The organism is Isoptericola sp. NPDC019693 (assembly GCF_044389085.1).
In the GTDB taxonomy this organism is placed as follows: domain Bacteria; phylum Actinomycetota; class Actinomycetes; order Actinomycetales; family Cellulomonadaceae; genus Isoptericola.
The window spans coordinates 377,100-402,678 of the sequence record NZ_JBIRXP010000003.1 but is presented as its reverse complement, the minus strand read 5'-3'; the positions used below and the strand labels follow the sequence as shown (position 1 = coordinate 402,678).

General features: G+C 74.6%; 22 protein-coding genes and 1 riboswitch. Of the genes, 13 read left to right on the top strand and 9 right to left on the bottom strand.

Annotated features, from left to right (window positions below):
• Nucleotides 1-9 precede the first annotated feature (9 nt).
• Nucleotides 10-1,542, top strand: a complete 1,533-nt coding sequence (locus tag ACH436_RS11010) for a PspC domain-containing protein (protein WP_430560217.1) — start codon at nucleotides 10-12, stop codon at nucleotides 1,540-1,542.
• The gene (locus tag ACH436_RS11005) at nucleotides 1,539-2,219 is read left to right on the top strand and encodes a hypothetical protein (protein WP_430560216.1); all 681 of its coding nucleotides are present in this window, start codon (nucleotides 1,539-1,541) and stop codon (nucleotides 2,217-2,219) included. The genes ACH436_RS11010 and ACH436_RS11005 overlap by 4 nt, the downstream gene beginning before the upstream one ends.
• A gap of 71 nt (nucleotides 2,220-2,290) precedes the next feature.
• Here ACH436_RS11005 and ACH436_RS11000 read toward each other — a convergent pair whose 3' ends face one another.
• Nucleotides 2,291-2,980 carry a hypothetical protein gene (locus tag ACH436_RS11000; protein ID WP_430560215.1) on the bottom strand — a complete coding sequence of 230 codons (690 nt, stop codon included), beginning with the start codon at nucleotides 2,978-2,980 and terminating at the stop codon, nucleotides 2,291-2,293.
• Between the two features lie 134 nt (nucleotides 2,981-3,114).
• Here ACH436_RS11000 and ACH436_RS10995 point away from each other — a divergent pair, with 134 nt between their 5' ends.
• Entirely contained in the window at nucleotides 3,115-4,287 is a 1,173-nt protein-coding gene (locus ACH436_RS10995) for a glycosyltransferase family 4 protein (RefSeq protein WP_430560214.1), read from the top strand.
• Between the two features lie 126 nt (nucleotides 4,288-4,413).
• On the top strand, nucleotides 4,414-4,974 hold the full coding sequence (locus ACH436_RS10990; protein ID WP_430560213.1) for a hypothetical protein: 561 nt from the start codon (nucleotides 4,414-4,416) through the stop codon (nucleotides 4,972-4,974).
• 136 nt (nucleotides 4,975-5,110) lie between these two features.
• On the opposite strand, the gene guaA is transcribed toward ACH436_RS10990, so the two are convergent.
• The 4 genes from guaA to thiE all read right to left on the bottom strand — a co-directional run bounded on the left by guaA (nucleotide 5,111) and on the right by thiE (nucleotide 8,901).
• The gene (gene guaA, locus ACH436_RS10985; protein WP_430560212.1) at nucleotides 5,111-6,718 is read right to left on the bottom strand and encodes a glutamine-hydrolyzing GMP synthase; all 1,608 of its coding nucleotides are present in this window, start codon (nucleotides 6,716-6,718) and stop codon (nucleotides 5,111-5,113) included.
• A 50-nt stretch (nucleotides 6,719-6,768) separates the two neighbouring features.
• The gene (locus ACH436_RS10980; protein ID WP_430560211.1) at nucleotides 6,769-7,443 is read right to left on the bottom strand and encodes an OmpA family protein; all 675 of its coding nucleotides are present in this window, start codon (nucleotides 7,441-7,443) and stop codon (nucleotides 6,769-6,771) included.
• Nucleotides 7,440-8,111 (bottom strand): hypothetical protein, encoded by a 672-nt coding sequence (locus ACH436_RS10975; RefSeq protein ID WP_430560210.1) that lies wholly within the window; start codon nucleotides 8,109-8,111, stop codon nucleotides 7,440-7,442. The genes ACH436_RS10980 and ACH436_RS10975 overlap by 4 nt, the downstream gene beginning before the upstream one ends.
• Nucleotides 8,112-8,241: 130 nt before the next feature.
• Nucleotides 8,242-8,901 carry a thiamine phosphate synthase gene (thiE, locus tag ACH436_RS10970; protein ID WP_430560209.1) on the bottom strand — a complete coding sequence of 220 codons (660 nt, stop codon included), beginning with the start codon at nucleotides 8,899-8,901 and terminating at the stop codon, nucleotides 8,242-8,244.
• 31 nt (nucleotides 8,902-8,932) lie between these two features.
• A riboswitch (TPP riboswitch) is annotated at nucleotides 8,933-9,035 on the top strand.
• Between thiE and thiO the strand changes: the two genes are divergently transcribed.
• The 3 genes from thiO (at nucleotide 9,025) to ACH436_RS10955 (ending at nucleotide 11,363) form a co-directional block, all read left to right on the top strand.
• The gene (thiO, locus tag ACH436_RS10965; RefSeq protein ID WP_430560208.1) at nucleotides 9,025-10,260 is read left to right on the top strand and encodes a glycine oxidase ThiO; all 1,236 of its coding nucleotides are present in this window, start codon (nucleotides 9,025-9,027) and stop codon (nucleotides 10,258-10,260) included. (Overlaps the previous riboswitch by 11 nt.)
• Nucleotides 10,257-10,502 carry a sulfur carrier protein ThiS gene (gene thiS / locus ACH436_RS10960; protein WP_430560207.1) on the top strand — a complete coding sequence of 82 codons (246 nt, stop codon included), beginning with the start codon at nucleotides 10,257-10,259 and terminating at the stop codon, nucleotides 10,500-10,502. Before thiO ends, thiS begins: the two co-directional genes overlap by 4 nt.
• Before the next feature lie 21 nt (nucleotides 10,503-10,523).
• The gene (locus ACH436_RS10955; RefSeq protein WP_430560206.1) at nucleotides 10,524-11,363 is read left to right on the top strand and encodes a thiazole synthase; all 840 of its coding nucleotides are present in this window, start codon (nucleotides 10,524-10,526) and stop codon (nucleotides 11,361-11,363) included.
• A 122-nt stretch (nucleotides 11,364-11,485) separates the two neighbouring features.
• Here ACH436_RS10955 and ACH436_RS10950 read toward each other — a convergent pair whose 3' ends face one another.
• Nucleotides 11,486-12,703: a ThiF family adenylyltransferase gene (locus ACH436_RS10950; protein ID WP_430560205.1), complete on the bottom strand. Its 1,218-nt coding sequence runs from the start codon at nucleotides 12,701-12,703 to the stop codon at nucleotides 11,486-11,488.
• Complete coding sequence (locus tag ACH436_RS10945; RefSeq protein ID WP_430560204.1) at nucleotides 12,700-13,128, bottom strand: DUF3817 domain-containing protein; 429 nt, start codon at nucleotides 13,126-13,128, stop codon at nucleotides 12,700-12,702. Before ACH436_RS10945 ends, ACH436_RS10950 begins: the two co-directional genes overlap by 4 nt.
• A 75-nt stretch (nucleotides 13,129-13,203) precedes the next feature.
• Here ACH436_RS10945 and ACH436_RS10940 point away from each other — a divergent pair, with 75 nt between their 5' ends.
• The 3 genes from ACH436_RS10940 to ACH436_RS10930 all read left to right on the top strand — a co-directional run bounded on the left by ACH436_RS10940 (nucleotide 13,204) and on the right by ACH436_RS10930 (nucleotide 17,893).
• Nucleotides 13,204-15,009: an ABC transporter ATP-binding protein gene (locus ACH436_RS10940; protein WP_430560203.1), complete on the top strand. Its 1,806-nt coding sequence runs from the start codon at nucleotides 13,204-13,206 to the stop codon at nucleotides 15,007-15,009.
• Nucleotides 15,006-16,784, top strand: a complete 1,779-nt coding sequence (locus ACH436_RS10935; protein WP_430560202.1) for an ABC transporter ATP-binding protein — start codon at nucleotides 15,006-15,008, stop codon at nucleotides 16,782-16,784. The genes ACH436_RS10940 and ACH436_RS10935 overlap by 4 nt, the downstream gene beginning before the upstream one ends.
• Before the next feature lie 143 nt (nucleotides 16,785-16,927).
• Nucleotides 16,928-17,893, top strand: coding sequence for a hypothetical protein (locus tag ACH436_RS10930; protein ID WP_430560201.1), 966 nt, complete (start codon nucleotides 16,928-16,930; stop codon nucleotides 17,891-17,893).
• Between the two features lie 32 nt (nucleotides 17,894-17,925).
• Here the strand turns inward: ACH436_RS10930 and ACH436_RS10925 are convergent, their stop codons facing one another.
• Complete coding sequence (locus ACH436_RS10925) at nucleotides 17,926-18,543, bottom strand: GyrI-like domain-containing protein (protein ID WP_430560200.1); 618 nt, start codon at nucleotides 18,541-18,543, stop codon at nucleotides 17,926-17,928.
• A 63-nt stretch (nucleotides 18,544-18,606) separates the two neighbouring features.
• A complete protein-coding gene (locus ACH436_RS10920) occupies nucleotides 18,607-19,506 on the bottom strand; it encodes an SURF1 family protein (RefSeq protein ID WP_430560199.1) in 900 nt (299 codons plus the stop codon).
• Nucleotides 19,507-19,676: 170 nt separating this feature from the next.
• On the opposite strand from ACH436_RS10920, the gene ACH436_RS10915 reads away from it, so the two are divergent.
• The 3 genes from ACH436_RS10915 to ACH436_RS10905 are packed head-to-tail and all read left to right on the top strand — an operon-like array spanning nucleotide 19,677 to nucleotide 25,569.
• Complete coding sequence (locus ACH436_RS10915; RefSeq protein ID WP_430560198.1) at nucleotides 19,677-22,172, top strand: phosphoketolase; 2,496 nt, start codon at nucleotides 19,677-19,679, stop codon at nucleotides 22,170-22,172.
• Nucleotides 22,169-24,298, top strand: a complete 2,130-nt coding sequence (gene pta / locus ACH436_RS10910; protein ID WP_430560197.1) for a phosphate acetyltransferase — start codon at nucleotides 22,169-22,171, stop codon at nucleotides 24,296-24,298. Before ACH436_RS10915 ends, pta begins: the two co-directional genes overlap by 4 nt.
• On the top strand, nucleotides 24,295-25,569 hold the full coding sequence (locus ACH436_RS10905; RefSeq protein ID WP_430560196.1) for an acetate/propionate family kinase: 1,275 nt from the start codon (nucleotides 24,295-24,297) through the stop codon (nucleotides 25,567-25,569). The genes pta and ACH436_RS10905 overlap by 4 nt, the downstream gene beginning before the upstream one ends.
• Nucleotides 25,570-25,579: the final 10 nt, after the last annotated feature.

The window sequence follows — 25,579 nt, the reverse complement described above, 5'->3', positions numbered from 1 at the left end:
GATGGAGCCATGACCACCGACGACCTCCCCCAGCCACCCGGGCCGCAGCCCGGCCCCGGCGGCGCCCCCGCGGGCGGCCCCCCGCCGCGCCGCACCGGCGACGGCTTCTTCGACTCCATCCGCCGCATGGGCGTCACCCGGTCCGACAACCGCTGGGTCGGCGGCGTGGCGGGCGGCGTGGCCGACCGGTTCGGCCTGGACCCCCTGCTGGTGCGCGGCCTGCTGATCCTCAGCTTCTTCCTCACCGGCGCCGGCATCGTCATCTACGCCATCGCGTGGGCGCTCCTGCCGGAGCGGGACGGCCGCATCCACCTGCAGCAGGCCTTCCGCGGTGACTTCGACGTCGCGCTGCTCGGCGCCGTCGTCGCCCTGATCGTCGGCTTCGCGTGGGGCGACGGCCTCAGCTGGTGGGGCTTCGGGATCGAGTGGGTCGGCGCGCTCCTGTGGGTCGCGGTGTGGGTCGCGATCGTCTGGCTGGTCGTGAAGCTGGTCCGCGACCGGCGCCCGCGGGGCGGTGGCCCCGGCGCACCCCCCGCGCCGCCGTACCCCGCCGCTCCCCCGTACCCGTCCGCCCCCGCTCCCGGCTCGACCGACGACCCGGCCTCGGACGGACCTCGGCCCACGGGCTCCTTCACCCCCGCGCCGCCGGCGCCGTACCTGGCGACGCCTCCGGCGCCGCAGGACCCGCCGGCCGGCCCGTCGGGCTCGTGGGCGGCCGCACCGTCGACGCCCGTACGGTCGGCGCCCGCAGCGCCGGCGCCCGTGCCGTCGGCACCGTACGGCAGCTGGGCGGCGGCGCCCGCTCCCGCCGCTCCCGTCGTCCCCGCGCCCCGTCCCCCGCGCCCCGTGCGGCGCGGGCCGGGCGCCGCGGCGGTCGGGATCGTCCTCGGGATCGTCCTGCTCGGGGGCGCGCTGCTCCTCGTCGCCGACCGCACCGGCAACCTCGACCTGCCCTTCGGCCCCACCTGGCTGGGCGCGTCGATCGTCGTCCTCGGGCTCGGGCTGGTCGTGACCGGCCTGCGCGGCCGCCGCGGCGGCACCCTGACGTTCTTCGCGATCCTCGCGCTGATCGCCGGCCTGGTCACCTGGCCCTTCGTCGGCGACCGCGGGTCCTGGGACTTCTGGGACGACTCCCCGCAGCAGTCGGGCGCCGCGGCGGTCATCAGCGAGGGCACCGTCACCCCCCGCAGCATCGAGGAGGCCGAGGACGGCGTCCACGTGCGGTTCGGCAGCGCCGTCGTCGACCTCACGGAGCTGGACCTCTCCGGCGTGACGCCCGGCGACCCCGTCGTCGTGCCCGTCTCCATGGCCGCCGGCAGCACCGTGATCCGCATCCCCGGCGACGAGGCGGTGGAGGCCGAGGTCCAGGTCATCGCCGGCAACGCCACCTGGCACGCGGACGGGCAGAACAGCTCCGTCAACACCTACACGAACGGGCCCGCCCGCTTCCGCACCGACGAGGTGCACGAGCTCGACGGCGCCCGCCTGCTGCTCGACGTCGACGTGCGCGCCGGCGACCTGACCATCGAGGAGTCCCGATGAGCGACGACAAGCCCACCACGCCCGGCCCCGAGCCGGACGAGACGCAGGCGCTGCCGGCGTCGGACGAGACGCAGGCCCTGCCGCCTGCCGACGCGACCCAGGCGCTGCCCGCGAGCGACGAGACGCAGGCCCTGCCCGCGGCCGACGCGACCCAGGCGCTCCCCGCGGCCCACGAGACACGCGCTCTCCCCGCGGCCGACGCGACGCGCGCGTACCCCGTGGCCGGGCCGGACGACCCGCTGTCGATCTTCGACCAGCCGGACCGTGCCGGGTCCGGTGCGCCCGCGCCAGCCGGTCCCGCACTCACGGAGCCTGCCTCCACGGAGCCTGCCTACTCGGAGCCGGCGTCCTCGCAGCACGAGTCCGCGACGCCGGGGCCTGAGACGACCCCGGCCGGCACGACGTCGTCGGCGCCCTTCGCGCCCGAGCCGCCGGCCGCGGTGGCCCCCGTGGTCGAGGACGAGCCGCCGCACGTCTCCGGGCCGCGCGCCAGCACGATCGTCTGGGGCTTCATCGTCGTGGCGGTCGGCGTGGGCCTGATGGCCAACGCCGCGGGCGCGCACATCGACGTCGAGCTGGCCGCCATCGTGCTGCTCGCCGCGGCGGGCGCGCTGCTGGTGATCGGCTCGGTGATCAGCGCGGTGCGCCGTCGACGCCGCGCCACCACCGCCCGCTGACCACGGGCACGACGACGCGGCGGTGAGCCCCAGGGCTCACCGCCGCGTCGTCGTGCTGGTTGGGTCGGGCCTCAGGCCGACGGGGACCTGCCGTCGCCGGCGGGCGGGGTCTCCGGCGGCGTCGTGGGTGACGTCGAGGGGGACGCGGGCGGAGGCGTCGACGTCCCGGCGGAGGGGGCCTCCGGAGCCGTCCGAGTGGTCGGGCGCTCGGGCGGCGGGGCGGGCGTCGTCGGGGAGGTCGGGCGCCGGGGCTCGTCGGGCTCGGCGCGGTGGGCGGCGTGCGACAGGCCGCCCTCGGACGTGAGCGACGGCGAGTCGACCACCACCTGCGGCCCGCCCGCGAGCTTGCGTAGCGCGCTGCCGAGCAGGATGAACACGATGCCCAGGCCGATGACGAGGGCGCAGACGCCGAACGCCACGACGGACGTGAACAGCGACGCCCGCAGGAACGACGCGTTCATCACCGTGTCCCGCGTCGGGTCGTCCTGCGCGAGCTGGGCGTACGTCTGCCCGCCGGAGGCCTCGAGCGCGTGCTTGTCGATCACCTCGGCCTGCGCGTAGGCGGTGAACGGGCCGGCGACCTTCTGCCCGGCGAACATCGAGGCGTCCTCGGAGACCGTGATCTCCTCGTCCGCGAGCGTCTGGGACACGACGACCCACACGCCCAGGCCGGCGATGATCATGACGATCCCGGCGATGATGGTGACCAGGCCGATCCCGCGGACGCCTTTGGTCGGTTGAACGGTGACAGTGCTCGACATGTCGCACCTCTCCTCAGGTGTGTGCCGTGGCGCATGCGCTGGGGGTACCGCTCCTCGCACGGTATCGCCACCGCCCGTCCTCGGCTCGGCGAAGCCGCAGGTGGCCGCCCCGCCGCCGATGGCAGGATGACCCGGTGCGCATCGTCCACGTCTCCGACTCCTACCTCCCGCTGCTCGGCGGCATCGAGACCCAGGTGGCCCGGCTCGCGCGCCGGCAGGCGGAGGCCGGGCACGACGTCGAGGTGATCACCACGACGCCGGGGGCGCCGGGCGAGCGCGGCGTCACCACCCGCCCGGACGACGACGGCGCCGTGGTGCACCGCATCGCCGCCCGCGTGCCGGGCGGCTACCCCGTGCACCCGCGCTCGACAGCACACGTGCTGGCGCGGCTGCGGGAGCTCGAGGCGGACGGCCGCCGGCCCGACGCCGTGCACCTGCACATGGGCGTGCTCGCCCCGACGGTCGAGCTGGCGCTGCGGCCCGTGACCCGGCTCGGGCTGCCCACCGTGCTGACGGTGCACTCCGTGTGGGGCGGGTGGGAGCGGGCGTTCGCCGCGCTGGACCGGGTGTCCCGATGGGCGGCGTGGCCGGTGCAGTGGTCGGCGGTGAGCGACCTGACGGCGGACCCGCTGCGCCGGGTCGTGGGTCGGCGCCTGGGGGCGGACGCCGCCGCGGACCGGGTGTCGGTGCTGGGCAACGGCATCGACGTCGAGGCCTGGCGCCTGCCGCGCGTCGAGCGCGGCGAGCGGGCCGAGGGCCACGAGGTGCACGTGGTCTCCGCCACCCGGTTCGCCCCCCGCAAGCGGGTGCTGCCGATGCTGGAGGCGATCGCCGCGGCGGTGGAGAAGGCCCCCGGGCGCCTGGTCGCGACCATCGGCGGCGACGGCCCGCAGCTCGCCGAGGCCCGCCGCTGGGTGCGCGAGCACGGGCTCGCCGACACGGTGCGGCTGGTCGGCCGCCTCTCCCCGACCGAGCTCAAGCGCCTCTACGTGCGCGCCGACGTCTTCGTCGCTCCGGCAGTGCAGGACGCGTTCGGCATCGCCGCGCTGGAGGCGCAGGCCGCCGGCCTCGCCGTCGTCAGCCGGTCCCAGTCGGGGGTCGCGGAGCGCCTGGTCGACGGGCGCGACGCCCTCCTCGTGGACGACGACGCGGCGATGACGGGCGCCCTCGTCCGCCTCGCGGACGACCCCGCCCTGCTCGACGCGATCATCGCGCACAACCGCACGGCCGAGCTCGCGACGTCGTGGCCGCGCGTGCTCGCCGACGTCGAGGCCGCCTACGCGAAGGCGGCCGCGCTCACGCGCTGACCGACCGGCCGCCGTCGGCCCTGGTCACGGACAGATCGGTGCCTCGGCGTATCACCGTGGCCGGAGGACCCCTCGTCACATCATGACCGGCGACGAGGGGATCGCCGGCTGACGTGAGGAGCAACGATGACCATCACGACACGCACCCGCACCCGCCGCGCACGGCTCGCCGCCGTCGTGGGCGGGCTCGCGGCGATCGCGGCCCTGGGCATGACCGCCCCGGCCGCCACGGCGGCGCCCGACGACGGCGCCGTGCCCGTCCGGGTCGAGGCGGTGACCAGCGACAAGCCGGTCATGGTCGAGGATCTCAAGATCTCCGCCCAGGCGGCCCGCACCACCTACTACTGTGCCGTCCTCGACGGCACGTTCGGCTGCAAGAACGCGAAGCCGGGCACCGGCCTGGTCGTCGCGCGCCTCTACCAGCACATCGACTACGGCGGCTTCCAGGTCGTGGTCTACAACCCGAAGTACCGGCAGGGGTGCACCTCCGGCACCGGCGACAACGAGGGCGGCGCCAACCTCGGCACCGCGCTGGCCAACCGGGTCACGTCGGTCAAGACGTACAACCACTGCGACGTGCGCCTCTACAACGGCAACAACAAGACGGGGGCGCACACCACGTTCATCGACCGGGACAACTACCTCGGCAGCTTCAACGACCGGGCGAACTCGTTCCGCATCTCCTGACAGATCCACCGACGGGAGGCAGCTCCCGCCACCACTCTGCGGGCGTGGTGCGCGGTGGTGTCGTTCGTGAGAGCCGAGCGAGGCACGAGCGAATCATCCGAACGAACGACACCGCCGCGCACCGCGCCCGACCCTCTCACTCCCACTCGATCGTGCCCGGCGGCTTGCTCGTCACGTCGAGCACCACGCGGTTGACCTCGCTCACCTCGTTGGTGATGCGGGTGGAGATGATCGACAGCACGTCGTAGGGCAGGCGCGTCCAGTCGGCCGTCATGGCGTCCTCGGACGACACCGGCCGCAGCACGATCGGGTGGCCGTAGGTGCGGCCGTCGCCCTGCACGCCGACGGAGCGGACGTCGGCGAGCAGCACCACGGGGCACTGCCAGATCTCGTCGTCCAGGCCGGCCTTGGTGAGCTCCTCGCGGGCGATGGCGTCCGCCTTGCGCAGCGTCTCGAGGCGCTCGGCGGTGACCTCGCCGACGATGCGGATGCCGAGGCCCGGGCCGGGGAACGGCTGGCGGGCGACGATCTCCTCGGGCACGCCGAGCTCGCGGCCCACCGCGCGGACCTCGTCCTTGAACAGGGTGCGCAGCGGCTCGACCAGCTCGAACTGCAGGTCGTCGGGCAGGCCGCCCACGTTGTGGTGGCTCTTGATGTTCGCCGCGCCCTCGCCGCCGCCGGACTCCACGACGTCGGGGTAGAGCGTGCCCTGCACGAGGAACTTGACCTCCTCGCCGTGGGCGCCCGCCTCGGCGACGATGTCGCGCTGCGCGTCCTCGAAGACGCGGATGAACTCGCGGCCGATGATCTTGCGCTTGGTCTCGGGGTCGCGCACGCCGTCGAGGGCGGCCAGGAACCGCTCCTTCTCGTCGCGGATGATGAGCCGCACGCCGGTGGAGGCGACGAAGTCGCGCTCGATCTGCTCGACCTCGCCCTCGCGCAGCAGGCCGTGGTCCACGTGCACGCAGGTGAGCTGGTCGCCGACCGCGCGCTGCACGAGCGCGGCGGCGACGGCGGAGTCCACGCCGCCGGACAGGGCGCAGATGACGCGCGCGTCGCCGATCTGCGCGCGGATCGCGGCGACCTGGTCGGCGATGACGTTGCCGGGCGTCCAGTCGGGCTTCAGGCCCGCGCCCTCGTAGAGGAACTTCTCCAGCACGGCCTGGCCGTGGGCGGAGTGCTTGACCTCGGGGTGCCACTGCACGCCGTAGAGGCGGCGGCCGGTGTCCTCGAACGCCGCCACGGGCGAGCCGGAGGACGTCGCGAGCACCTCGAAGCCCTCGGGGGCCGCGTGCACGGAGTCGCCGTGGCTCATCCAGGTGGTCTGGTGGTCGGGGGTGCCCGCCAGGAGCACACCGGCCTCGCACACCTCGACCTCGGTGCCGCCGTACTCCCGCTGCCCCGTCTGCGCGACGGTGCCGCCGAGCGCCTGCGCCATCGCCTGGAAGCCGTAGCAGATGCCGAGCACCGGTACGCCGGCCTCGAACAGCCCCGGGTCCACGAACGGCGCGCCCTGGGCGTACACCGACGACGGGCCGCCCGACAGGATGATCGCCGCCGGGTTCTTCGCGAGCATCTGCTCCGTGGTGAACGTGTGCGGCACGATCTCGGAGTAGACGTTGGCCTCGCGCACGCGGCGAGCGATGAGCTGCGCGTACTGGGCGCCGAAGTCGACGACGAGGACCGGGCGCGGCGTGGCCGCGAGGTCGGCGGTGGTGGGGGTGTCGGTGGCGGGAGACGTCACCGAGCCATCGTAGCCGCCGGACGGCACCGCTCCCCGGCCCGTCCCACGGGTCACGCGGTGGGGTAGGTCACCTCGACGCGGCGGTTGAGCGCGCGGCCCGCCGGGTTGTCCTCGCCGCCCACCTCGTTGTCCGCGACCGGGTTCGCCTCACCGTGGCCCTTGACCTTGAGCGTGAGGTCCGGCCGCTCGGCGCCGAGCACGTCGGCGACGGCGTTCGCGCGCTGCTTGGAGAGCCTGAGGTTCTTCGCGTCCGTGCCGATCGAGTCGGTGTGTCCGTCCACCCGGACGGTGGCGTCCTGCGGGATGTCCCCCGCCAGCTCCGCGACCGCCTTCTCCGCCTCCGGCGTAAGTGCGGCCTTGCCGAAGTCGAACAGCAGGTCCGAGGTGAGCGTGACGACCGTGTCGTCCTTCTCCTCCGCCTTCTTCTCCAGCGTGGTCGTCGAGTCCGCCGGGTCCAGGACGAACGTCGAGTCGTCCGCGCGCAGGGCGACCGTCGAGTCCGCGCGCATCTCGTCCGTGATCGTGGCCCTCTCGACCTTCGCATCCTGCTCCGCGAGCGCCGCCTGCGCCTGCTGCATCAGCTCCGGGTCCGCCGACGGCGCGGCGCTCGACGACGGGCTGGGCGACGTGCTCGGGTCTGACACCGCCGCAGCCGGGGCGACGGTGCCCACGCCGAGCAACGCGGCGAGGGCCGCGACCACGACGCCCTGTCCGCGCACGGTCACTTCGCCGCGCCGTCGACGTAGGTGACCGTCGCGTCGGTAAACAGCGGCAGCCCCTCCGCCGGCAGCACGTCGACCGTGGCGGGGTTCCCCTCCGGGGCAGGGAGCACGGCGGACACCTCGATCGTGCCGTGGTTGGGGAACGCGAAGGTGTGCTTCTCCAGCGGCGAGACGAGCATCGACTCGCGGCACCTGATCTGCGCGATTCCCGCCTGCGTCGCGTCGTCGGTGTCCGCCTGCCACGCCCCGTCGGTACAGAACGGTCGGTACGCCTTGAGCGCCGCACGGTCGGTCACCGTCGTCGTGGGTTCCACGCCGAGGTCGTAGTAGCTGACCCCCGCGTCCGCGGGCGACTCGTCGTCGTCCCAGCGCAGCGCCCAACGCACCGTCGTCGTGCCGTCACCCACCTCGACGGAGCGCAGCGTCACGGTGACCTCGCCGCCCCGGACCTGGCCGCCGCCGTGCGGGGTGGCGATCTTCTGCTCCGCCATCACCTGGTCGGCGACGGTCGCCGTCCCCGGACCGGTGGCCTCGCCGCTCGCCTGCGGTGCGGACCCACCGCCTTCCGTGCCGTTGTCACCGTCGTCGCCGGTGCAGCCGGCGAGCAGGAGGGCTCCTGCCAGGGCGAGGGCTGCGGCGGCGCGGGCGCGGGTGGTGGTCCGTGCGGTCATGGGGTCTCCAGGTCAGGGGCGCGGGAGATCCCGGGCCGGCGCGAGGCGTCGACCCAGGGTGGCACGGGCGCCGTTGCCGGGCCACACCGTCTCATGGGGACTTCTCCCCATCCCGGCTCTCCGTCGGTGGTCAGCCCAACCGCGCCCGCAGCTCGCGGGCGGCGCGCTCCGGGTCCGGCGCCTGCGTGATCGCCCGCACGACGACGACGCGGGTGGCCCCGGCGTCGAGCACGGCGTCGAGGCGCTCGGCGTCGACGCCTCCGATGGCGAACCACGGCGTCGTGGGGCGGGTCGCGGCGACCTCGCGCAGGAGATCGAGGCCCACGGCGGCGCGGCCGGGCTTGGTGGGCGTGGCCCACAGCGGGCCCACGCAGAAGTAGTCGACGTGCGGGTCCGCCTCCGCCTCCGCCGCCTGCGCGGCCGAGTGGGTCGAGCGGCCCAGCACCGGCGCCGGCCCGAGCAGCGAGCGGACCACGGGCACCGGCAGGTCGCGCTGCCCCATGTGCACCACGGGCGCCCCGGCGACCTGCGCGACGTCGGCCCGGTCGTTCACCGCCCACAGCGCCCCGTGCTCGGCGGCCACGCGGGCCACGACCTCCTGCAGCTCGAGCTCGCGCGCGACGTCGAGCGTCTTGTCCCGCAGCTGCACGGCGTCCACCCCGCCCGCGAGCGCCGCGTGCAGGAAGTCCTCGAGGTCGCCCCGGTCCTCGCGGGCGTCGGTGCACAGGTACAGGCGGGCGTCGGCGAGGCGCGCGCGGGTCGCGTCGGCGGCAGGCGTGGTCGTGGTCACGGCGGCCAGGGTAACCACGGCCCGGGTTACAGTGGCCGCGCACGGGAGCCCCGCTCGGGGCTGAGAGGGCGTAGGAGCCGACCGTCGAACCTGATCTGGGTCATGCCAGCGAAGGGAGCGCACATGCCCGCCTCTGCACCCGCTCCGGGATCCGTCCCTGCGAGCGCGCCCGTCCGCGACGTCGTCGTCGTGGGCGGCGGGATCGTCGGCCTCGCGGTCGCCTGGCGTGCCGCCTCGGCAGGGCTGTCCGTCACGGTGCTCGACCCCTCGCCCGGCGACGGCGCCACCCGCGCGGCCGCCGGGATGCTCGCCGCCGTGAGCGAGGCGGACTTCGGTGAGCGCGAGCTCGCGCGCCTCAACCTCGCCTCCGCCGCACGCTGGCCCGCCTTCGCGGCGGACCTGGCTGCCGCGATCGGCCGCGACGTCCCCCTGCTGCGCGCCGGCTCGCTCGCCGTCGCGTACGACGCCGACGACCTCGCGTTGCTGCGTCGCGTGCTGGCGCTGCACCGGGAGTGGGGGCTCGCGTCCGCGGAGGTCGGCGTGGCCGACGCGCGACGGCGCGAGCCCTACCTCGGACCCCGGCTCGCCGGGGCCGCGCTGGTGGAGGCCGATCTCGCCGTGGACCCGCGCGCCGTGCACACGGCGCTGTGCGCGGCGCTCGGCCCCGCCCTGGTCCGCCGCACCGCCGTGCGGCTCGAGCGCGACGCCGCGGGCCGGGTCACGGCGGTGCACGACGACGCGGGAACACGGCACGCCGCGGGCGCCGTCGTGCTCGCGACCGGTCACGGGGCGACGGCGGCGCTGCTCGACGCCGTGCCCGAGGTCCGCGTCCCGGTGCGGCCGGTCAAGGGCATCACGCTGCGCCTGGACGCCGGCCCGGACCTCGCGCTGGAGCACGTGGTGCGCGGCACGGTGCAGGGCCGCCCGGTGTACGTCGTCCCGCGGGCGGCGGGCACCGGCACGGGACCGGGCAGCGGGCCGGGGCACCGCGAGATCGTCGTGGGCGCCACCAGCGAGGAGCGCCCCGACGACCGCCGCGCCGAGGCCGGCGGCGTCTTCGCCCTGCTGCGCGACGCCCGCGCCCTCGTGCCCGGGATCGACGAGGCCGCGCTGGTCGACGTCACGCCGCGCGCCCGCCCGGCCACCCCCGACAACCTCCCGCTGCTCGGCGCGACCGCCGTGCCCGGGCTGCTCGCCGCCGTCGGGCACGGGCGCAACGGCGTGCTGCTCGCGCCGCTGACCGCCGACGCGGTCGTGGCGGAGCTGACCGGCGCGGCTCCGCCCGACGAGGCGCTGTCCGCCGCCGACCCGCGCCGCTTCGCACCCGCCGACCCTCTGCCCGAAGGAGCCGTCCGATGACCGCCACCCCTGTCACCCGCACCGCCGTCGTGAACGGCGAGGCCTACCCGCTCGACGGGCCGCACGGCGACGGCGTCGAGGACGTCGTCGCGGCCCTGGTGCCCGCCTTCGTCGCCGACGGATCGGTGCAGGGCATCGCCGTGGCCGTGAACGACGAGGTCGTCCCCCGCGGCCTGTGGGCCGGCACCCGGATCGCGCCCGGCGACCGGGTCGAGATCGTCACCGCCGTCCAGGGCGGCTGACCAGGAAGCACGGAGGAACCCATGACCAGCACGCATGTCACCGACACGGCGCCGCTCGCCCACCCGCTCGTCGACCCCCTGGTGGTCGCCGGCACGGAGATCGGCTCGCGCCTCGTCATGGGTACGGGCGGCGCGTCGAACCTCATGACGCTCGAGGGCGCGCTGGTCGCGTCCGGCACCGGGCTCACCACGGTCGCCATGCGCCGCGTCGCGGTGCGCCCGGGCGGCGCCGGGTCCGAGGACGGCGGCATCTGGGGGCTGCTGGAGCGGCTCGGCATCCGCGCGCTGCCCAACACCGCGGGCTGCTTCTCCGTCGCCGAGGCGGTCCTCACGGCGCAGCTCGCGCGTGAGGCGTGCGGCACCGACTGGGTCAAGCTCGAGGTGATCGCCGACGACGTGACCCTCCTGCCCGACCCCCTCGGCCTCGTCGAGGCGGCCGACCGGCTGGTGCGCGACGGGTTCGTCGTCCTGCCCTACACGAACGACGACCCGATCCTCGCGCGCCGCCTGGAGGACGTCGGCTGCGCCGCCGTCATGCCGCTCGGGGCCCCCATCGGCACCGGCCTGGGCGTGCTCAACCCGCGCAACATCGAGGCGATCGCGGCCGCCGCGCGCGTGCCGGTCATCCTCGACGCCGGGGTGGGCACGGCGTCCGACGCCGCCCTCGCGATGGAGCTCGGCTGCGACGGCGTCCTGCTCGCGACCGCCGTCACGCGCGCCGCCGACCCCGTCCGGATGGCCCACGCCATGCGCCTCGCCGTCGAGTCCGGCCGCCTGGCCGCCGGAGCCGGCCGCATCCCCCGCCGCGAGGGCGCCCTGGCCAGCTCCTCCCCCGACGGCCGCCTCGACCTCGCCCTCTGACGCCGAGGTAGTTCCAGGTCTGCTGAGGTAGTTCCAGAATGGCCGAGGTAGTGGTCTGGACCACTACCTCGCGGAGGTTCGGACTACCTCGGCAGGGCCGGAACTACCTCGCGGGCAGGCGGTCAGACGGCGAGGAGCAGCGCGGGGGCGCCGCCCTCGACGGAGCGGGCGTCGAGACCTGCGGCGCGCGCGACGTCGGCCACGCGGGCCGAGCGGGCCCCGGCGGCGCAGACCAGCAGCACCGGGCGGTCGGCGGGCAGCTCGGCGCGCGCGACGTCGGCGCCGTCGGGCCCGAGGAACGCGCCGCTCGGCACGAGCCGCGAACCCGCGACGGGCAGGGCCTGCGCCTCCCAGTCCTCGCGGACGTCGACGAGCGCGACCGGAGCGTCGCCCGCGAGCAGCGCGGCGGCGTCCCGGGCGCTCATGCTCGCCGGCCCCAGGCCCGCGCCCGCGGCGCCCGCAGCGTCGGCCGAGCCGCCCACCGGGGCGGGCAGGCCGCAGAACGTGGCATAGGCCGCGTCGTCCGCGAGCAGCTCAGCGACGGGCTCGCGCGTGGGGTCCGGCCGGACGGCGAGCTGCCGCCACGACAGCTCGAGCGCGTCGTAGACGGCGATGCGGCCCAGCAGCGTCGTGCCCGCACCGGTGATGAGCTTGACCGCCTCGGTCGCCATGACCGACCCGACCGTGCCGCACAGGGCGCCGAGCACGCCGCCGGTGGCGCAGTCGGGCACGGTGCCGGGCGGGGGCGGCACGGGGAAGACGTCGCGGTAGGTGGTGCCGCGCTCCCTGCTGCCGTCGGCGAGCACCGGCGCGCCCCAGAACACGGCGACCTGGCCGTCGAACTGGTGGATGGCGCCCCACACGACGGGGACACCGAGGATCTCGGCCGCGTCCGAGACGAGGTATCGCGTGGGAAAGTTGTCCGCGCCGTCGAGCACGACGTCGTACCCGCCGACGATCTCGAGCACGTTCTCGGGGGTGAGCCGCACCGGGTGGGCCACGACCTCGACGTCGGGCGCGAGGTCCGCGAGCCGGTCGCGCGCCGACTCCACCTTGGGGCGGCCGACGTCGGCCGTGCCGTGCACCACCTGGCGCTGGAGGTTGGAGAGGTCCACGACGTCGTCGTCCACGACGCCGAGCGTGCCGACCCCCGCCGCCGCGAGGTACTGCAGGGCCGGGCTGCCGAGGCCGCCCGCCCCGACGACGAGCACGCGCGCGGCCGCGAGCCGGCGCTGCCCCTCCGCGCCGACGCCCGGCAGCGGCAGGTGGCGGGCGTACCGGGCGAGCCGTGCGGCGTCCAGCTCCGGGCCGGGGGCGACGAGAGGGGCGAGCGACGTCATGCCGTGTACCGCTCCTCGAGGGCCACCAGCTTGGCGTCCGCGTCGGCGTGCACGCGCTTCTCGAGGACGAACGACATCACCGGGACGACGCCCGCGAACACCATGGTGGCGAGGCGCCCGAAGCCCCAGCGCATCTTGGACCACAGGTCGAGCACCGTGACCAGGTAGACCACGTAGATCCACCCGTGCGCGAACGGCACCCAGCCCAGGTAGTCGATGACGACCTCGACCGGCACCACGTACTTGAAGAACAGCTCGACGCACAGGATGAGCAGCATCACACCGGTGAGGATCGCCATGAACCGGTAGCGCTTGAGGGCGCCGCGAGCCTTGCGGATCGCGGCCTCGGCCTGGGCCTGGCTGGCGCCGCCGCCGGCGGGCGACGACGAGGGCTGCGGGGCGGGGGTCTGCTGCGGCGTGCTCACCCCAGCATCGTAGGCGCGAAACGGTGCGGTTAATCCGTGGCCCGGTGTCGGCGGGCGTTCGTAGGCTGGATCCTCGTGCGACCCCTCCCTCTGCCCGACGTGGGCAACCCTCCCCTGACGTCCCCCGCCCGGCTGCTGGCCTGGCAGGGCTGGCGTCAGCGCGACGTGCTCGCGAAGTCCCTGGTGGCGGGCGTGGTGGCGATGCTCGCGTCCGCCGCGGCGCCGCTGCTCATCGGCCGCGCCATCGACGAGGGGCTGTCGCAGGGGTTCGGCGGCCCGCTGTTCGCCTGGTGCGGCGCGATGCTCGCCGCCGCCGCCGTCATCGTGGTGGCCGGCATCTTCAACCACATCTGGGACGTCGAGAACTGGGTGCGGGCGTCGCTGTCCTTCTCCCAGCTCGTGGGCTACAAGGCCTCGCGCGCCGGGCACGCGATCACCCGCAAGCTCCCCACCGGCGAGGTGGTCTCCGCCGTCGCGAACGACGCCCTGCGCGTGGGCGACATGTTCTCCATGGCCGGCCGGTTCACCGGCGGCGTGCTCGCGTACGTCGTCGTGGTGGCGATCATGCTGTCGCAGCACGTGCAGCTCGGCCTGGTCCTGGCGCTCGGCATCCCGGCGGTGGCCGTCGTGCTCGGGCTGCTGGTCAAGCCGCTCCAGTCGCGCCAGACGACGCAGCGCGAGGCCACCGGCCGGCTCACGTCCCTCGGCGCGGACACCGTCTCCGGGCTGCGCATCCTGCGCGGCATCGGCGGCGAGGACGTGTTCGCGGCCCGCTACGCGCGGCAGTCGCAGGTCGTGCGGCGCGAGGGCGTGCGCGTCGCCGTGCTGCAGTCGGTGCTCGACGGTCTGCAGGTGCTGCTGCCGGGCCTGCTCGCGGCCCTCGTGCTGTGGCTGGGCGCCCGCGCCGCGGTGCGCGGCGAGATCACGAGCGGCCAGCTCGTGACGTTCTACGGCTACGCGGCGTTCCTCGCCTGGCCGGTGCAGATGGCGACGCAGATGCTGCAGATGGTCATCCGGGCCGTGATCTCGTCCCGCAAGATCCTCGACGTCCTGCGCGTCACCGAGGCGACGCCGTCCGCGGTGGCGCCGGCCGACGCGCCGGCCGCCGGGGCCGAGCTCGCCGACGAGGCGAGCGGCCTCGTGCTGCGCCCCGGCCGGGTCGTCGGGCTCGTCAGCGCCGACCCGGACGCCTCGGCACGCGTCGCGACGCGGCTCGGACGGCTCGACGACGAGGCGGAGGCCGGCACCCCCGTCCGCCTCGGCGGCGTGCTGCTGGCCGACCTCGACAAGGAGGCGCTGCGCCACCGCGTCGTCGTCTCCGAGGCGACGCCGCACCTCTTCTCGGGCGTGCTGGGCGAGGCGCTCGACGCCCGCGGCCGCGCCAGCGAGGCCGACCTGCTGGCGGCGATGGTCACCGCCGACGCGCACGACGTGCTCGACAGCGTGCCCGGCGGCCTCGCCGGAGAGCTGCCCGAGAAGGGCCGCTCGCTGTCCGGCGGGCAGCGGCAGCGGGTCGCGCTCGCGCGGGCCCTGCTCACCGAGCCCGAGATCCTCGTGCTCGTGGAGCCCACCAGCGCGGTGGACGCCCACACCGAGGCGCGGATCGCGGAGCGCGTCGCCGAGGTCCGCCGCGGCCGCACGACGCTCGTCGTCACCGCCAGCCCGCTCGTCCTCGACCACCTGGACGAGGTCGTGCTGCTCGACGACGACGCCACGGTGGCCACCACCGGCACGCACGCCGAGCTGCTGGCCCGCCGCGACGCGCACGGCGCCGCGTACCGCGCCGTCGTGGGCCGGAGCATGGCCGAGGACACCGACGGCGACGCCGCAGACGACACCGACGAGCTGACCGACACCGACCTGGAAGGAGCCGCGCGATGAGCGCCCCCGCCGCCGCGACCCCGTCCGGCACCGTCAACCCCAACCTGCTGCCCATCGCCGACCGGGCCGAGGTCAACCGCACGGTGGGCCGTCTGTTCCGCCGCCACCGCGGCCAGCTCGGCGGCGTCGCCGTCCTGCACACGCTCGCGGCGCTCGCCGGCCTGGCCGGGCCCTTCCTGCTCGGCCGGATCATCGACCTGGTCGCCGGGGGGACCACGCTGTCGGCCGTCGACTCCCTCGCGCTGGTGCTCGTCGGCGCGGTCGTCGCGCAGGCCGTCATCACGCGGTACGCGCAGCGGCTGTCCATGGTCTTCGGGGAGCGGGTCTTCGCCGACCTGCGCGAGGGGTTCATGGAGGCGGTCACGCGGCTGCCGCTGTCCACGGTGGAGAAGGCCGGCACCGGCGACCTCGTCGCGCGCACCACCAACGACGTCAACAAGCTGCAGCACGCCGTGCGGTTCGGCGTGCCGCGGGTGCTGGTGTGCGTCGTGACGATCGTGCTCACGCTGGTCGCGTCGTTCCTCGCGAGCCCGCTCGTGGCGGTCGGCCTGCTCACGGGCGTCCCGCTGATCGTCGTGGCCACCCGGTGGTACCTCAAGCGGGCGACGCCGGGCTACCTGCGCGAGTCGGCCGCGTACGCGACGATCAACGGCGCCATCACGGAGGCCGTCGAGGGCGCGCGCACCACCGACGCCCTGCACCTCGGGGCCCGCATCCGCCGGCGGGTCGACCGCGACCTGCGCGAGGCGTTCGACGCCGAGTCCTACACCCTGGGCCTGCGCCTGCGGCTCATCCCGGCGCTGGACGCCGCCGTCGCGATCGCGCCGATCGTCGTCATCCTCTGGGGCGGCTGGCTCGTGTCGCAGGACCTGGTCACCGTGGGCACGGTCGCGACCATCGCGATGTACGGCCACCAGATGGGCGGCCCGGTCTTCGACCTCGTGTTCTGGCTCGACGAGCTGCAGGTGGCGGCCGTGGCGCTGGCGCGCGTCGTCGGCGTCGGCCTGGTCGGCCCGGACCGCACCGCCGGCACCGCCGTCCCGACGTCGGAGGAGGTCCGCGCCCGGTCGGTGCGGTACGCGTACCGCGAGGGTCGCGACGTGCTGCACGGCATCGACCTCGACCTGGCGCCCGGCGAGCGCCTCGCCGTCGTCGGGCCGTCCGGCGCCGGCAAGTCCACCCTCGGCCGCATGCTCGCGGGCATCCACCCGCCCACCGGCGGGTCCGTCACCGTGGGCGACGTGCCGCTCGTCGAGCTGCCGCTGGACGACCTGCGCCACCACGTGGCGCTGGTCACCCAGGAGCACCACGTGTTCGTCGGGTCGCTGGCGGAGAACCTGCGGCTGGCGGACACGTCGGCCACCGACGACGCCCTGTGGGGCGCGCTGGGGGCGGTCGACGCGGCCGCGTGGGCCGCGGCGCTGCCCGAGGGCCTGGAGACAGCGGTCGGCTCGGGCGGGCACTCCCTCACGCCCGCCCAGGCGCAGCAGGTCGCGCTCGCGCGGCTCGTGCTGCTCGACCCGCACACCCTGGTGCTCGACGAGGCGACGTCGCTGCTCGACCCGCGCGCGGCCCGTCACCTGGAGCGGTCGCTCAACGCCGTGCTCACCGGCCGCACGGTGGTCGCCATCGCGCACCGCCTGCACACCGCGCACGACGCCGACCGCGTCGCCGTCGTGGACGGCGGCCGCATCACCGAGATCGGTCCGCACGACGAGCTCGTCGCCGCCGGCGGCGAGTACGCCAGGCTCTGGCAGAGCTGGCAGCACGAGTAGCCGCCCTCCCCCGCGCCGAGATCGAGGCACCCGTCGCGAGATCGACCCACTGAAGGTCGATCTCGCGGCGGGTGCCTCGATCTCGCGTGGTTGTCCACAGACGCCGCACCGCGCACGGGCCGCTTCTGACACGCTCCCTCGGCATGACGACGCCGCCCCCACGCCCAGGCGACCGCCGAGGGCTCACCCCTCCGGTCGTACCGCCCGCCACGCTGTTCAGCGAGGGCCGCCGCAGCGACATCGCCGCCCGGGCATCGCGAGGCACCCTCGAGCGCGTGCGCAAGGGCGTCTACCTGGCGCCGGTCGATGCCGACGGGCCCGCCCGTGCCCGGCGGGCCGAGGTCCTGCGACAGGTCCGCGCCGTCGAGGCCCGGCTCACGACGGCGTTCTGGTACTCCCACGCGACCGCGGCCGTGCTGCACGGATGCACGACCGTGCGGTTGTCCCCCGCGGTCCACGTCACCCAGCTGCGCGCACCCAACGCCGACCAGTCCCGGGAACGTGGCCTCCGCCGCCACTGGACCGCTCTGCCTGAACGCGACGTCGCCGTCGTCGACGGCTTGCCCGTCACCACTCTCGAGCGGACCGTGGTCGACTGCGCGCGGACGCTCGCACCCGACCAGGCCCTGGTGATCGCCGACTCCGCGCTCCGGGGCGGCGCCGATCTCGGGCTGATCGGGACCATCGTCGAGGAGTCCGTCGGCAAGCGGGGAGTGCGCAGGGCGCGCGAGGTCGTCGACCTGGCCGACCCGCGGGCCGAGTCGGCCGGCGAGTCCTTGCTCCGCTGGATCGTCCACGACGCCGGCCTGCCCGCCGTCGAGGTGGGGCACGGCGTCACGACGCGGCGCGGCGACGCCTGGCTCGACCTGGCGTGGCCGGACCGCAAGGTCGCGCTCGAGTTCGACGGCGCCGTCAAGTACTCCGGGGGAGCGTACGGAGACCCCGCCCGGCGTCTCTTCGACGAGAAGCTCAGGCAGGACGCGCTGGAGGAGGATGGATGGCTCGTCATCCGTGTCGTCTGGGACGACCTCCAGCGCCCGGAGGCCCTCGTCGCCCGGATCAGGTCCGCCCTCCGGTCGCGAGCGCCGAGATCGAGGCACCCGTTGTGAGGTCGACCCACCGAAGGTCGATCTGGCGACGGCTACCTCGATCTCGGCGCGACGGGCTGGCGGATCACGGTGCGCAACCTCTCCGGGGCGGTGCGGCGCAGGTCGGACAGGTAGATCTCGTGGTGCAGCCCGCGCAGCGCGAGCCCCTCGGCCTCGATGAACGCGTGCAGCCGTTCGATGGTCGCGGGCTCGGTGGCGAACGGGCCGACGTGCAGCACCTGCGCCGCCTCGCCCTCGTCGTAGCGCTCCATGCGGACGCTGTCACCGGCCGGCGGCTGCTTCGCCGCGACGGCGCGCGCCAGCACGTCGGCGGCGTCCACGTGCTCGACGGCGGCCGGCAGGCCGATCATCAGCGTCCAGCGCCACTCGTCCTTGGCATCCACGCTGAACCAGCTCATGTCGTCGGCCCACCACAGGCCCTCGAGTGGAAGCACGGTGTACGCGTCGCCCGTCGCCTCCTTGACCGCGGCCCGCAGCGCGTACGCCAGCGGGTACAGCGTCTCGACCGCCTCGCGGTAGGCCGGCGCCGTGTTCGGGTCGCCCGCACCGTCGATCATGAGGAACGGCCGCGGCGGCACGGTCACGAGCGCCGGCGTCGTCGTCGCGCGGTAGTGCAGCCGTGGGTCGCGCTTGAGGTCGATGCTCGCCATGTCGACAGCGTCGCAGCCACCGCCGACACCGCAACGTCCGTGCTGAACGCGCGGCCCGCGGGATCAGCCGGGGAGGCCCGCGATGCCCGTGCCGACGGGGTCGTCGGAGCCGTCGTGCGGGCTCCCGCGACGCGCCCCGGCCGCTTCGTCGCGCACCAGCCGGATCCACAGCAGCACGGCGAAGAGTCCGAAGACCCACCACTGCAGCGCGTAGAACAGGTTCTGGAGGTTGACGCCGTCGCTGCCCTCGAGCACGGGCCGCGGGAGCGGCGCGGGACCGCCCTCGGAGGCCGCCGCCTGCGCAGGGGCGGACGTCGTGAGCACCGCGTACCCGGAGTACATCGGCCCGCCCCAGGTGTTGACCAGCGCGCCGGTCGCGATGGAGTGGGTGAGCGGCGGGCCGCCCGGGTTGTCGGGCAGCGGCTCGGCGCCCTCGAGCACCGACTCGGACGCCTGCAGCCACCCGGTGATGCGCACCTCGCCCCCGGGCACGTCGAGCGCCGCGTCCCCCGGCGTGGGCGAGTCGACCCAGCCGCGCACGACGGGCAGGACCGGCGGCCCCGACAGGTCGGCCCACGACGCGCCGCCCGTGCCGTCGTCGGTGACGCGCAGCGGCGTGAGAACCAGGTAGCCGGAGCGGCCGTCGAGCGAGCGCCCGGCGACCAGCATCTGCCCCTCGGGCTCGTACTCCCCCGTGACCCACGCCTCGGTGCCGACCAGCTCCCCCGGGAACGAGGTCTGCGGCGCCAGCAGGTCGCCCAGCGCCTCGGGGCCGTGCGCGGCCTGCTCGGCCGCCTCCTGCTGGGCGGCGAGCTCGGCCCGCAGGTAGGCGCGGTCGAGCTGCCACACCCCGAGGCGGCCGCAGACGCCGGCGGCGAGCAGGAAGAGGAGCAGGATCCCGATCATGCGGGGCTGGAGGGCCACCGCCCAGAACGACCTGCGGGCGGGCTGGGGGCTGGGCACGGCACCACCGTAAACGGCCCGGGCCCCGTCCCGGGAATCCGTGCGCCGCAGGCACCTGACACCCCGCCAGATCGACGTCACGCCCCCTGACCTCGGCTGTCGTGCTGCATTCGGGCACCGGGTGCGGTGGAATGAAGGCGCTGGCCTTCCCCGAGCCACTGGAGCGTGTGATGAGCACCACGACCACCCCGTCCGTCCGCCCCACCTCGTGGCGCGCCGGAGACCGTAGCGAGCTCTCCGACGAGACCATCGACCGCATCGACCGGTGGTGGCGAGCGGCGAACTATCTCTCGGTCGGGCAGATCTACCTCCTGGACAACCCGCTGCTGCGCGAGCCGCTCACCCGTGACCACGTCAAGCCCCGCCTGCTCGGGCACTGGGGCACGACACCGGGCCTGAACTTCCTGTACGCGCACCTCAACCGTGCGATCAAGGAGCGCGAGCAGTCCACGATCTACGTCGCCGGCCCCGGCCACGGCGGCCCCGGCCTCGTGGCGAACTCGTACCTCGAGGGCACGTACTCCGAGACCTACTCGGACGTCACCCAGGACGACGAGGGTCTCACCCGCCTGTTCCGGCAGTTCTCGTTCCCCGGCGGCATCCCGTCGCACGTGGCGCCGGAGACCCCCGGCTCGATCCACGAGGGCGGCGAGCTCGGCTACGCGCTGAGCCACGCGTACGGCGCGGCGTTCGACAACCCCGACCTGCTCGTGGCGGCGGTCGTCGGCGACGGCGAGGCGGAGACCGGCCCGCTGGCGACGAGCTGGCACTCCAACAAGTTCGTCAACCCGCTCAACGACGGCGTCGTGCTGCCGATCCTGCACCTCAACGGGTACAAGATCGCCAACCCGACGGTGCTGGCGCGCATCAGCGACGACGAGCTGCGCGACCTCATGATCGGCTACGGCCACACGCCGTACTTCTTCGTCGGCGGGTTCGACGGCGAGGACCACGCCGAGGTGCACCGGCGGTTCGCGCAGCTCCTGGACGAGGTGCTCGACCACATCGCGCGCATCAAGGCCGAGGCCGCGGCGGGCAACGACGAGCGGCCGGCGTGGCCGATGATCGTCTTCCGCACGCCGAAGGGCTGGACGTGCCCGCCCGTCATCGACGGCAAGAAGACCGAGGACTCGTGGCGCGCGCACCAGGTGCCGCTCGCGAGCGCCAGGGACACGCCGGAGCACCTCGAGGTGCTGCGCGGCTGGCTGGAGTCGTACGGGGCCCAGGAGCTGTTCGACGAGCACGGGACCCTGCTCGACGACATCGCCGACCAGGCGCCGGCGGGCGAGCTGCGGATGAGCGCCAACCCGCACGCCAACGGCGGCCTCCTGCTCAAGGACCTGCGCCTGCCGGACTTCCGCGACTACGGGGTGGACGTCAAGGCGCCGGGCGGCGCCGTCGCCGAGGCGACGCGCGTGCTGGGCCAGTGGCTCACCGACGTCGTGCGGCTCAACCCCGACAACTTCCGGATCTTCGGCCCGGACGAGACGGCGTCGAACCGCCTGCAGGCGGTCTACGAGGTCACCGACAAGCAGTGGAACGCGGACTTCTTCGGGCCGGACGTCGACGAGCACCTCGCCCGCGCCGGCCGCGTCATGGAGATGCTCAGCGAGCACCAGTGCCAGGGCTGGCTGGAGGGCTACCTGCTCACCGGGCGGCACGGCCTGTTCACCAGCTACGAGGCGTTCATCCACATCGTCGACTCGATGTTCAACCAGCACGCCAAGTGGCTCAAGGTCACCAACCACATCCCGTGGCGGCGGCCGGTCGCGAGCCTCAACTACCTGCTGTCGAGCCACGTCTGGCGCCAGGACCACAACGGCTTCAGCCACCAGGACCCGGGGTTCATCGACCACGTGGTGAACAAGAAGGCCGAGATCGTCCGGGTGTACCTGCCGCCGGACGCCAACACCCTGCTGAGCACGTACAACCACGTGCTGCGCTCGCGCCAGTACGTGAACGTCGTGGTGGCGGGCAAGCAGCCGGCGCCGCAGTTCCTCTCGATGGAGCAGGCCGTCGCCCACTGCACGCGCGGCCTGGGCATCTGGGACTGGGCGGGCACCGAGGTGGAGGGCGAGGACCCGGACGTCGTGCTCGGCGCCGCGGGCGACGTGCCCACGCTGGAGATCCTCGCGGCGGCCGACATCCTGCGCCACCGCATCCCGGACCTCAAGGTCCGCGTGGTGAACGTCGTCGACCTCATGCGGCTGCAGGACGAGAAGGAGCACCCGCACGGCCTGTCGGACAAGGACTTCGACACGCTGTTCACGGCCGACAAGCCGGTGATCTTCAACTACCACGGCTACCCGTGGCTCATCCACCGCCTCACCTACCGGCGCACCAACCACGCCAACATCCACGTGCGCGGGTACAAGGAGGAGGGCACCACGACGACGCCCTTCGACATGGCGATGCTCAACGACATCGACCGGTACCACCTCGTGGTCGACGTGATCGACCGGGTGCCGGCGCTGCGCTCGCGGTACGCGGGCCTGCGCCAGGAGATGGTCGACGCCCGTCTCGCGGCCCGGCAGTACACGCGCGAGCACGGCGAGGACATCCCCGAGGTGCGCGACTGGGTGTGGCCGGACGTCGGTGAGACCGGCACCGAGAGCGGCGGGCCCCAGTACGACGCCGCGGCGGCGACGGGTGGCGACAACGAGTGACGAGCACCACCCGCAGCATCTACATCACCTCGCCCGAGGGGGAGACCGGCAAGTCCACGGTGGCGCTCGGCGTCCTGGACCTGCTGGTGCGGCAGGTCTCCCGCGTCGGGGTGTTCCGCGCCGTCTCCCGCGTCCCGTCGCCGCCGGCGACGGACGCGGGGGGCGACGCCCCGCGTGACCACGTGCTCGAGATGCTGCTCGCGCACGACGGCGTGGACCTGTCGTACGAGGACGCCGTCGGCGTCACGTACGACGACGTGCACGCCGACCCGGAGGTCGCGCTCGCCCGCATCCTCGACCGCTACCACGCGGTCGCGGAGCGGTGCGACGCGGTCGTCGTGGTCGGCACCGACTACACGGACGTCGCCGGCGCCACCGAGCTCGCGTTCAACGCCCGCGTGGCGGCCAACCTGGGCGCCCCGGTGCTGCTGGTGGCGTCCGGCCGCGAGCGTTCGCCGGAGGACGTGCGCGCCCTGGTGCGGCTCAGCCTCGCGGAGCTGCGCGCCAACCACGCGCAGCCGGTCGGCGTGGTCGTGAACCGGTGCCCCCCGCGGGTGCTGGCCGCGGGCGCGCCGGCCCTGGTGGGCGACGCCGACCTGCCCGCGTGGACGATCCCCGAGGAGCCGTTCCTGCACGCCCCCACGGTCGGCCGCCTGGCCGAGGCGGTGGAGGGCTCGCTCATGCTCGGCGACGCCGACCTGCTGGGCCGCGAGGCGCTGGAGGTCATCGTCGGGGCGATGTCGTTCGAGCACGTGCTCGACCACCTGTCCGACGGGGCCGTGGTCATCCTGCCGGGCGACCGCTCGGACGTGCTGCTGGGGCTGCTGTCCGCGCACTCCGCGGCCACGTTCCCGTCGCTGGCGGGCATCGTGCTCACCGGCGGCTACGTGCCGCGCGGGGTCATCGCGCAGCTGCTGTCGGCGCTCGGCCCGCGCGTGCCGGTCGTGGCCACGGCGCTCGACACGTTCCAGGCGGCCCGGCGTGCGGCCGAGACGCACGGCCACGTCACCGTCGCCTCGACCCGGAAGGTCGACGTCGCGCGCGCCCTGTTCGAGCAGCACGTGGACGGCGCCGCGCTCCTGGCCCGCCTCGACCTGCCGCGCACGCGCGTCGTGACGCCGCTGATGTTCGAGTACGAGCTCATCGAGCGGGCGCGCGGCGACCGGCGACGCATCGTGCTGCCGGAGGGCGACGACGACCGCATCCTGCGGGCCGCGTCGACGGTGCTCGCCCGCGGCATCGCGGACCTGGTCATCCTGGGCGACGAGACGACGATCCGGGCCCGCGCCGCCGAGCTCGGGCTCGACATCGCCGCCGCCACGGTGCTCTCCCCCACCGACCCGGAGCACGTCGAGCGCTTCGCGACGGAGTACGCCGAGCTCCGCTCCCACAAGGGCATGACGGTCGAGCGGGCGCGCGAGATCGTCACCGACGTGTCGTACTTCGGCACGATGATGGTGCACCTGGGCCTCGCGGACGGGATGGTCTCGGGCGCGGCGCACACGACGGCGCACACCATCCGCCCGTCGTTCGAGATCGTCAAGACGCAGCCGGGCGTCTCCGTGGTGTCGTCGGTGTTCCTCATGTGCCTGCAGGACCGGGTGCTGGTGTACGGGGACTGCGCCGTGATCCCCGACCCGACGGCGGAGCAGCTCGCGGACATCGCCATCTCGTCGTCGGCGACGGCGGCGCAGTTCGGCGTCGACCCGAAGGTCGCGATGCTGTCCTACTCGACGGGAACGTCCGGCTCCGGCGCGGACGTCGACAAGGTGCGCACCGCCACCGGCCTGGTCCGCGAGCGCCGCCCCGACCTGTCCGTCGAGGGACCGATCCAGTACGACGCCGCCGTGGACGCGTCGGTCGCGGCGTCCAAGCTGCCCGAGTCGTCGGTGGCCGGGCAGGCGACGGTCTTCGTCTTCCCCGACCTCAACACCGGCAACAACACCTACAAGGCCGTGCAGCGCTCGGCCGGCGCCGTCGCCGTCGGCCCGGTGCTGCAGGGGCTGAACAAGCCGGTCAACGACCTGTCGCGCGGCGCGCTGGTCGCCGACATCGTCAACACGGTCGCCATCACGGCGATCCAGGCCCAGTCGTTCGACGCACAGGCACAGGAGGCCACCGCATGAGCATCGTCCCCGAGGCCGAGCGGCCCAACCCGTACAGCGCGTACGGGGCGCACGGCTCCGTGCTGGTGCTCAACTCGGGCTCGTCGTCGCTCAAGTACCAGCTGGTCAACCCCGTGGGCGGGGAGGCCATCGCGGCCGGCACGATCGAGCGGATCGGCGAGCCGTCCGGGATCGTGACGCACACGTTCGCGGGCAACAAGACCCGCCGCGAGCTGGAGGTGCCGGACCACGGCGAGGCGCTGCGGCTCGCGCTCGGCATGTTCGACGAGATCGGCCCGCGGCTCGCGGACGCCGGGATCTACGCCGTCGGGCACCGGGTGGTGCACGGGGGCGCGGAGTTCTCCGGGCCGGTCGTGGTGGACGACGACGTGGTGGCGCGGATCGACGCGCTGGTGCCGCTCGCCCCGCTGCACAACCCGGCCAACGTGCAGGGCATCCGGGTGGCGCGCGAGCTGCTGTCCGACGTCCCGCACGTCGCGGTCTTCGACACCGCCTTCTTCCAGGGACTGCCCGCCGAGGCGTACACGTACGCCATCGACCGCGAGGTCGCGCAGGAGCACGACGTGCGCCGGTACGGCTTCCACGGCACCAGCCACCAGTACGTGGCGGGCAAGGTGGCGCGGGTGCTGGGCCGCCGCGTGCAGGACCTGCACACGATCGTGCTGCACCTGGGCAACGGGGCGTCGGCGTCGGCGGTGGCCGGCGGGGTGCCCATCGACACGTCCATGGGGCTGACGCCGCTGGAGGGCCTGGTCATGGGCACGCGGTCGGGCGACGTCGACCCGGCCGTCGTCTTCCACCTGGCCCGCAACGCCGGGATGGGCATCGACGAGCTGGACACCCTGCTCAACAAGCGCTCGGGCATGCTGGGGCTGTCGGGCGTGAACGACTTCCGCGAGCTGCGGCGCCTCATCGACGACGGCGACGAGGCGGCCGCGCTCGCGTTCGACGTGTACGTCCACCGCCTGAAGAAGTACGTGGGCGCGTACGCCGCGCTGCTCGGCCGGGTGGACGTCATCGCGTTCACCGCGGGGGTGGGCGAGAACGACACCGACGTGCGGGCCGCCGTGTGCGCGGGGCTCGAGGGCATGGGCATCGCCGTCGACCCCGAGCGCAACACGGCGTCCCGCCGCGACGAGCGCATCATCTCCCCCGACTGGACGTCCACGCTGGTGATGGTGATCCCCACGATGGAGGAGCTCGCCATCGCCCGGCAGTGCGTCGAGGCGGTGGAGCACCTGCGCCCGTCGTCGTCGGTCACGACCGGCTGAGCGCCGGCCC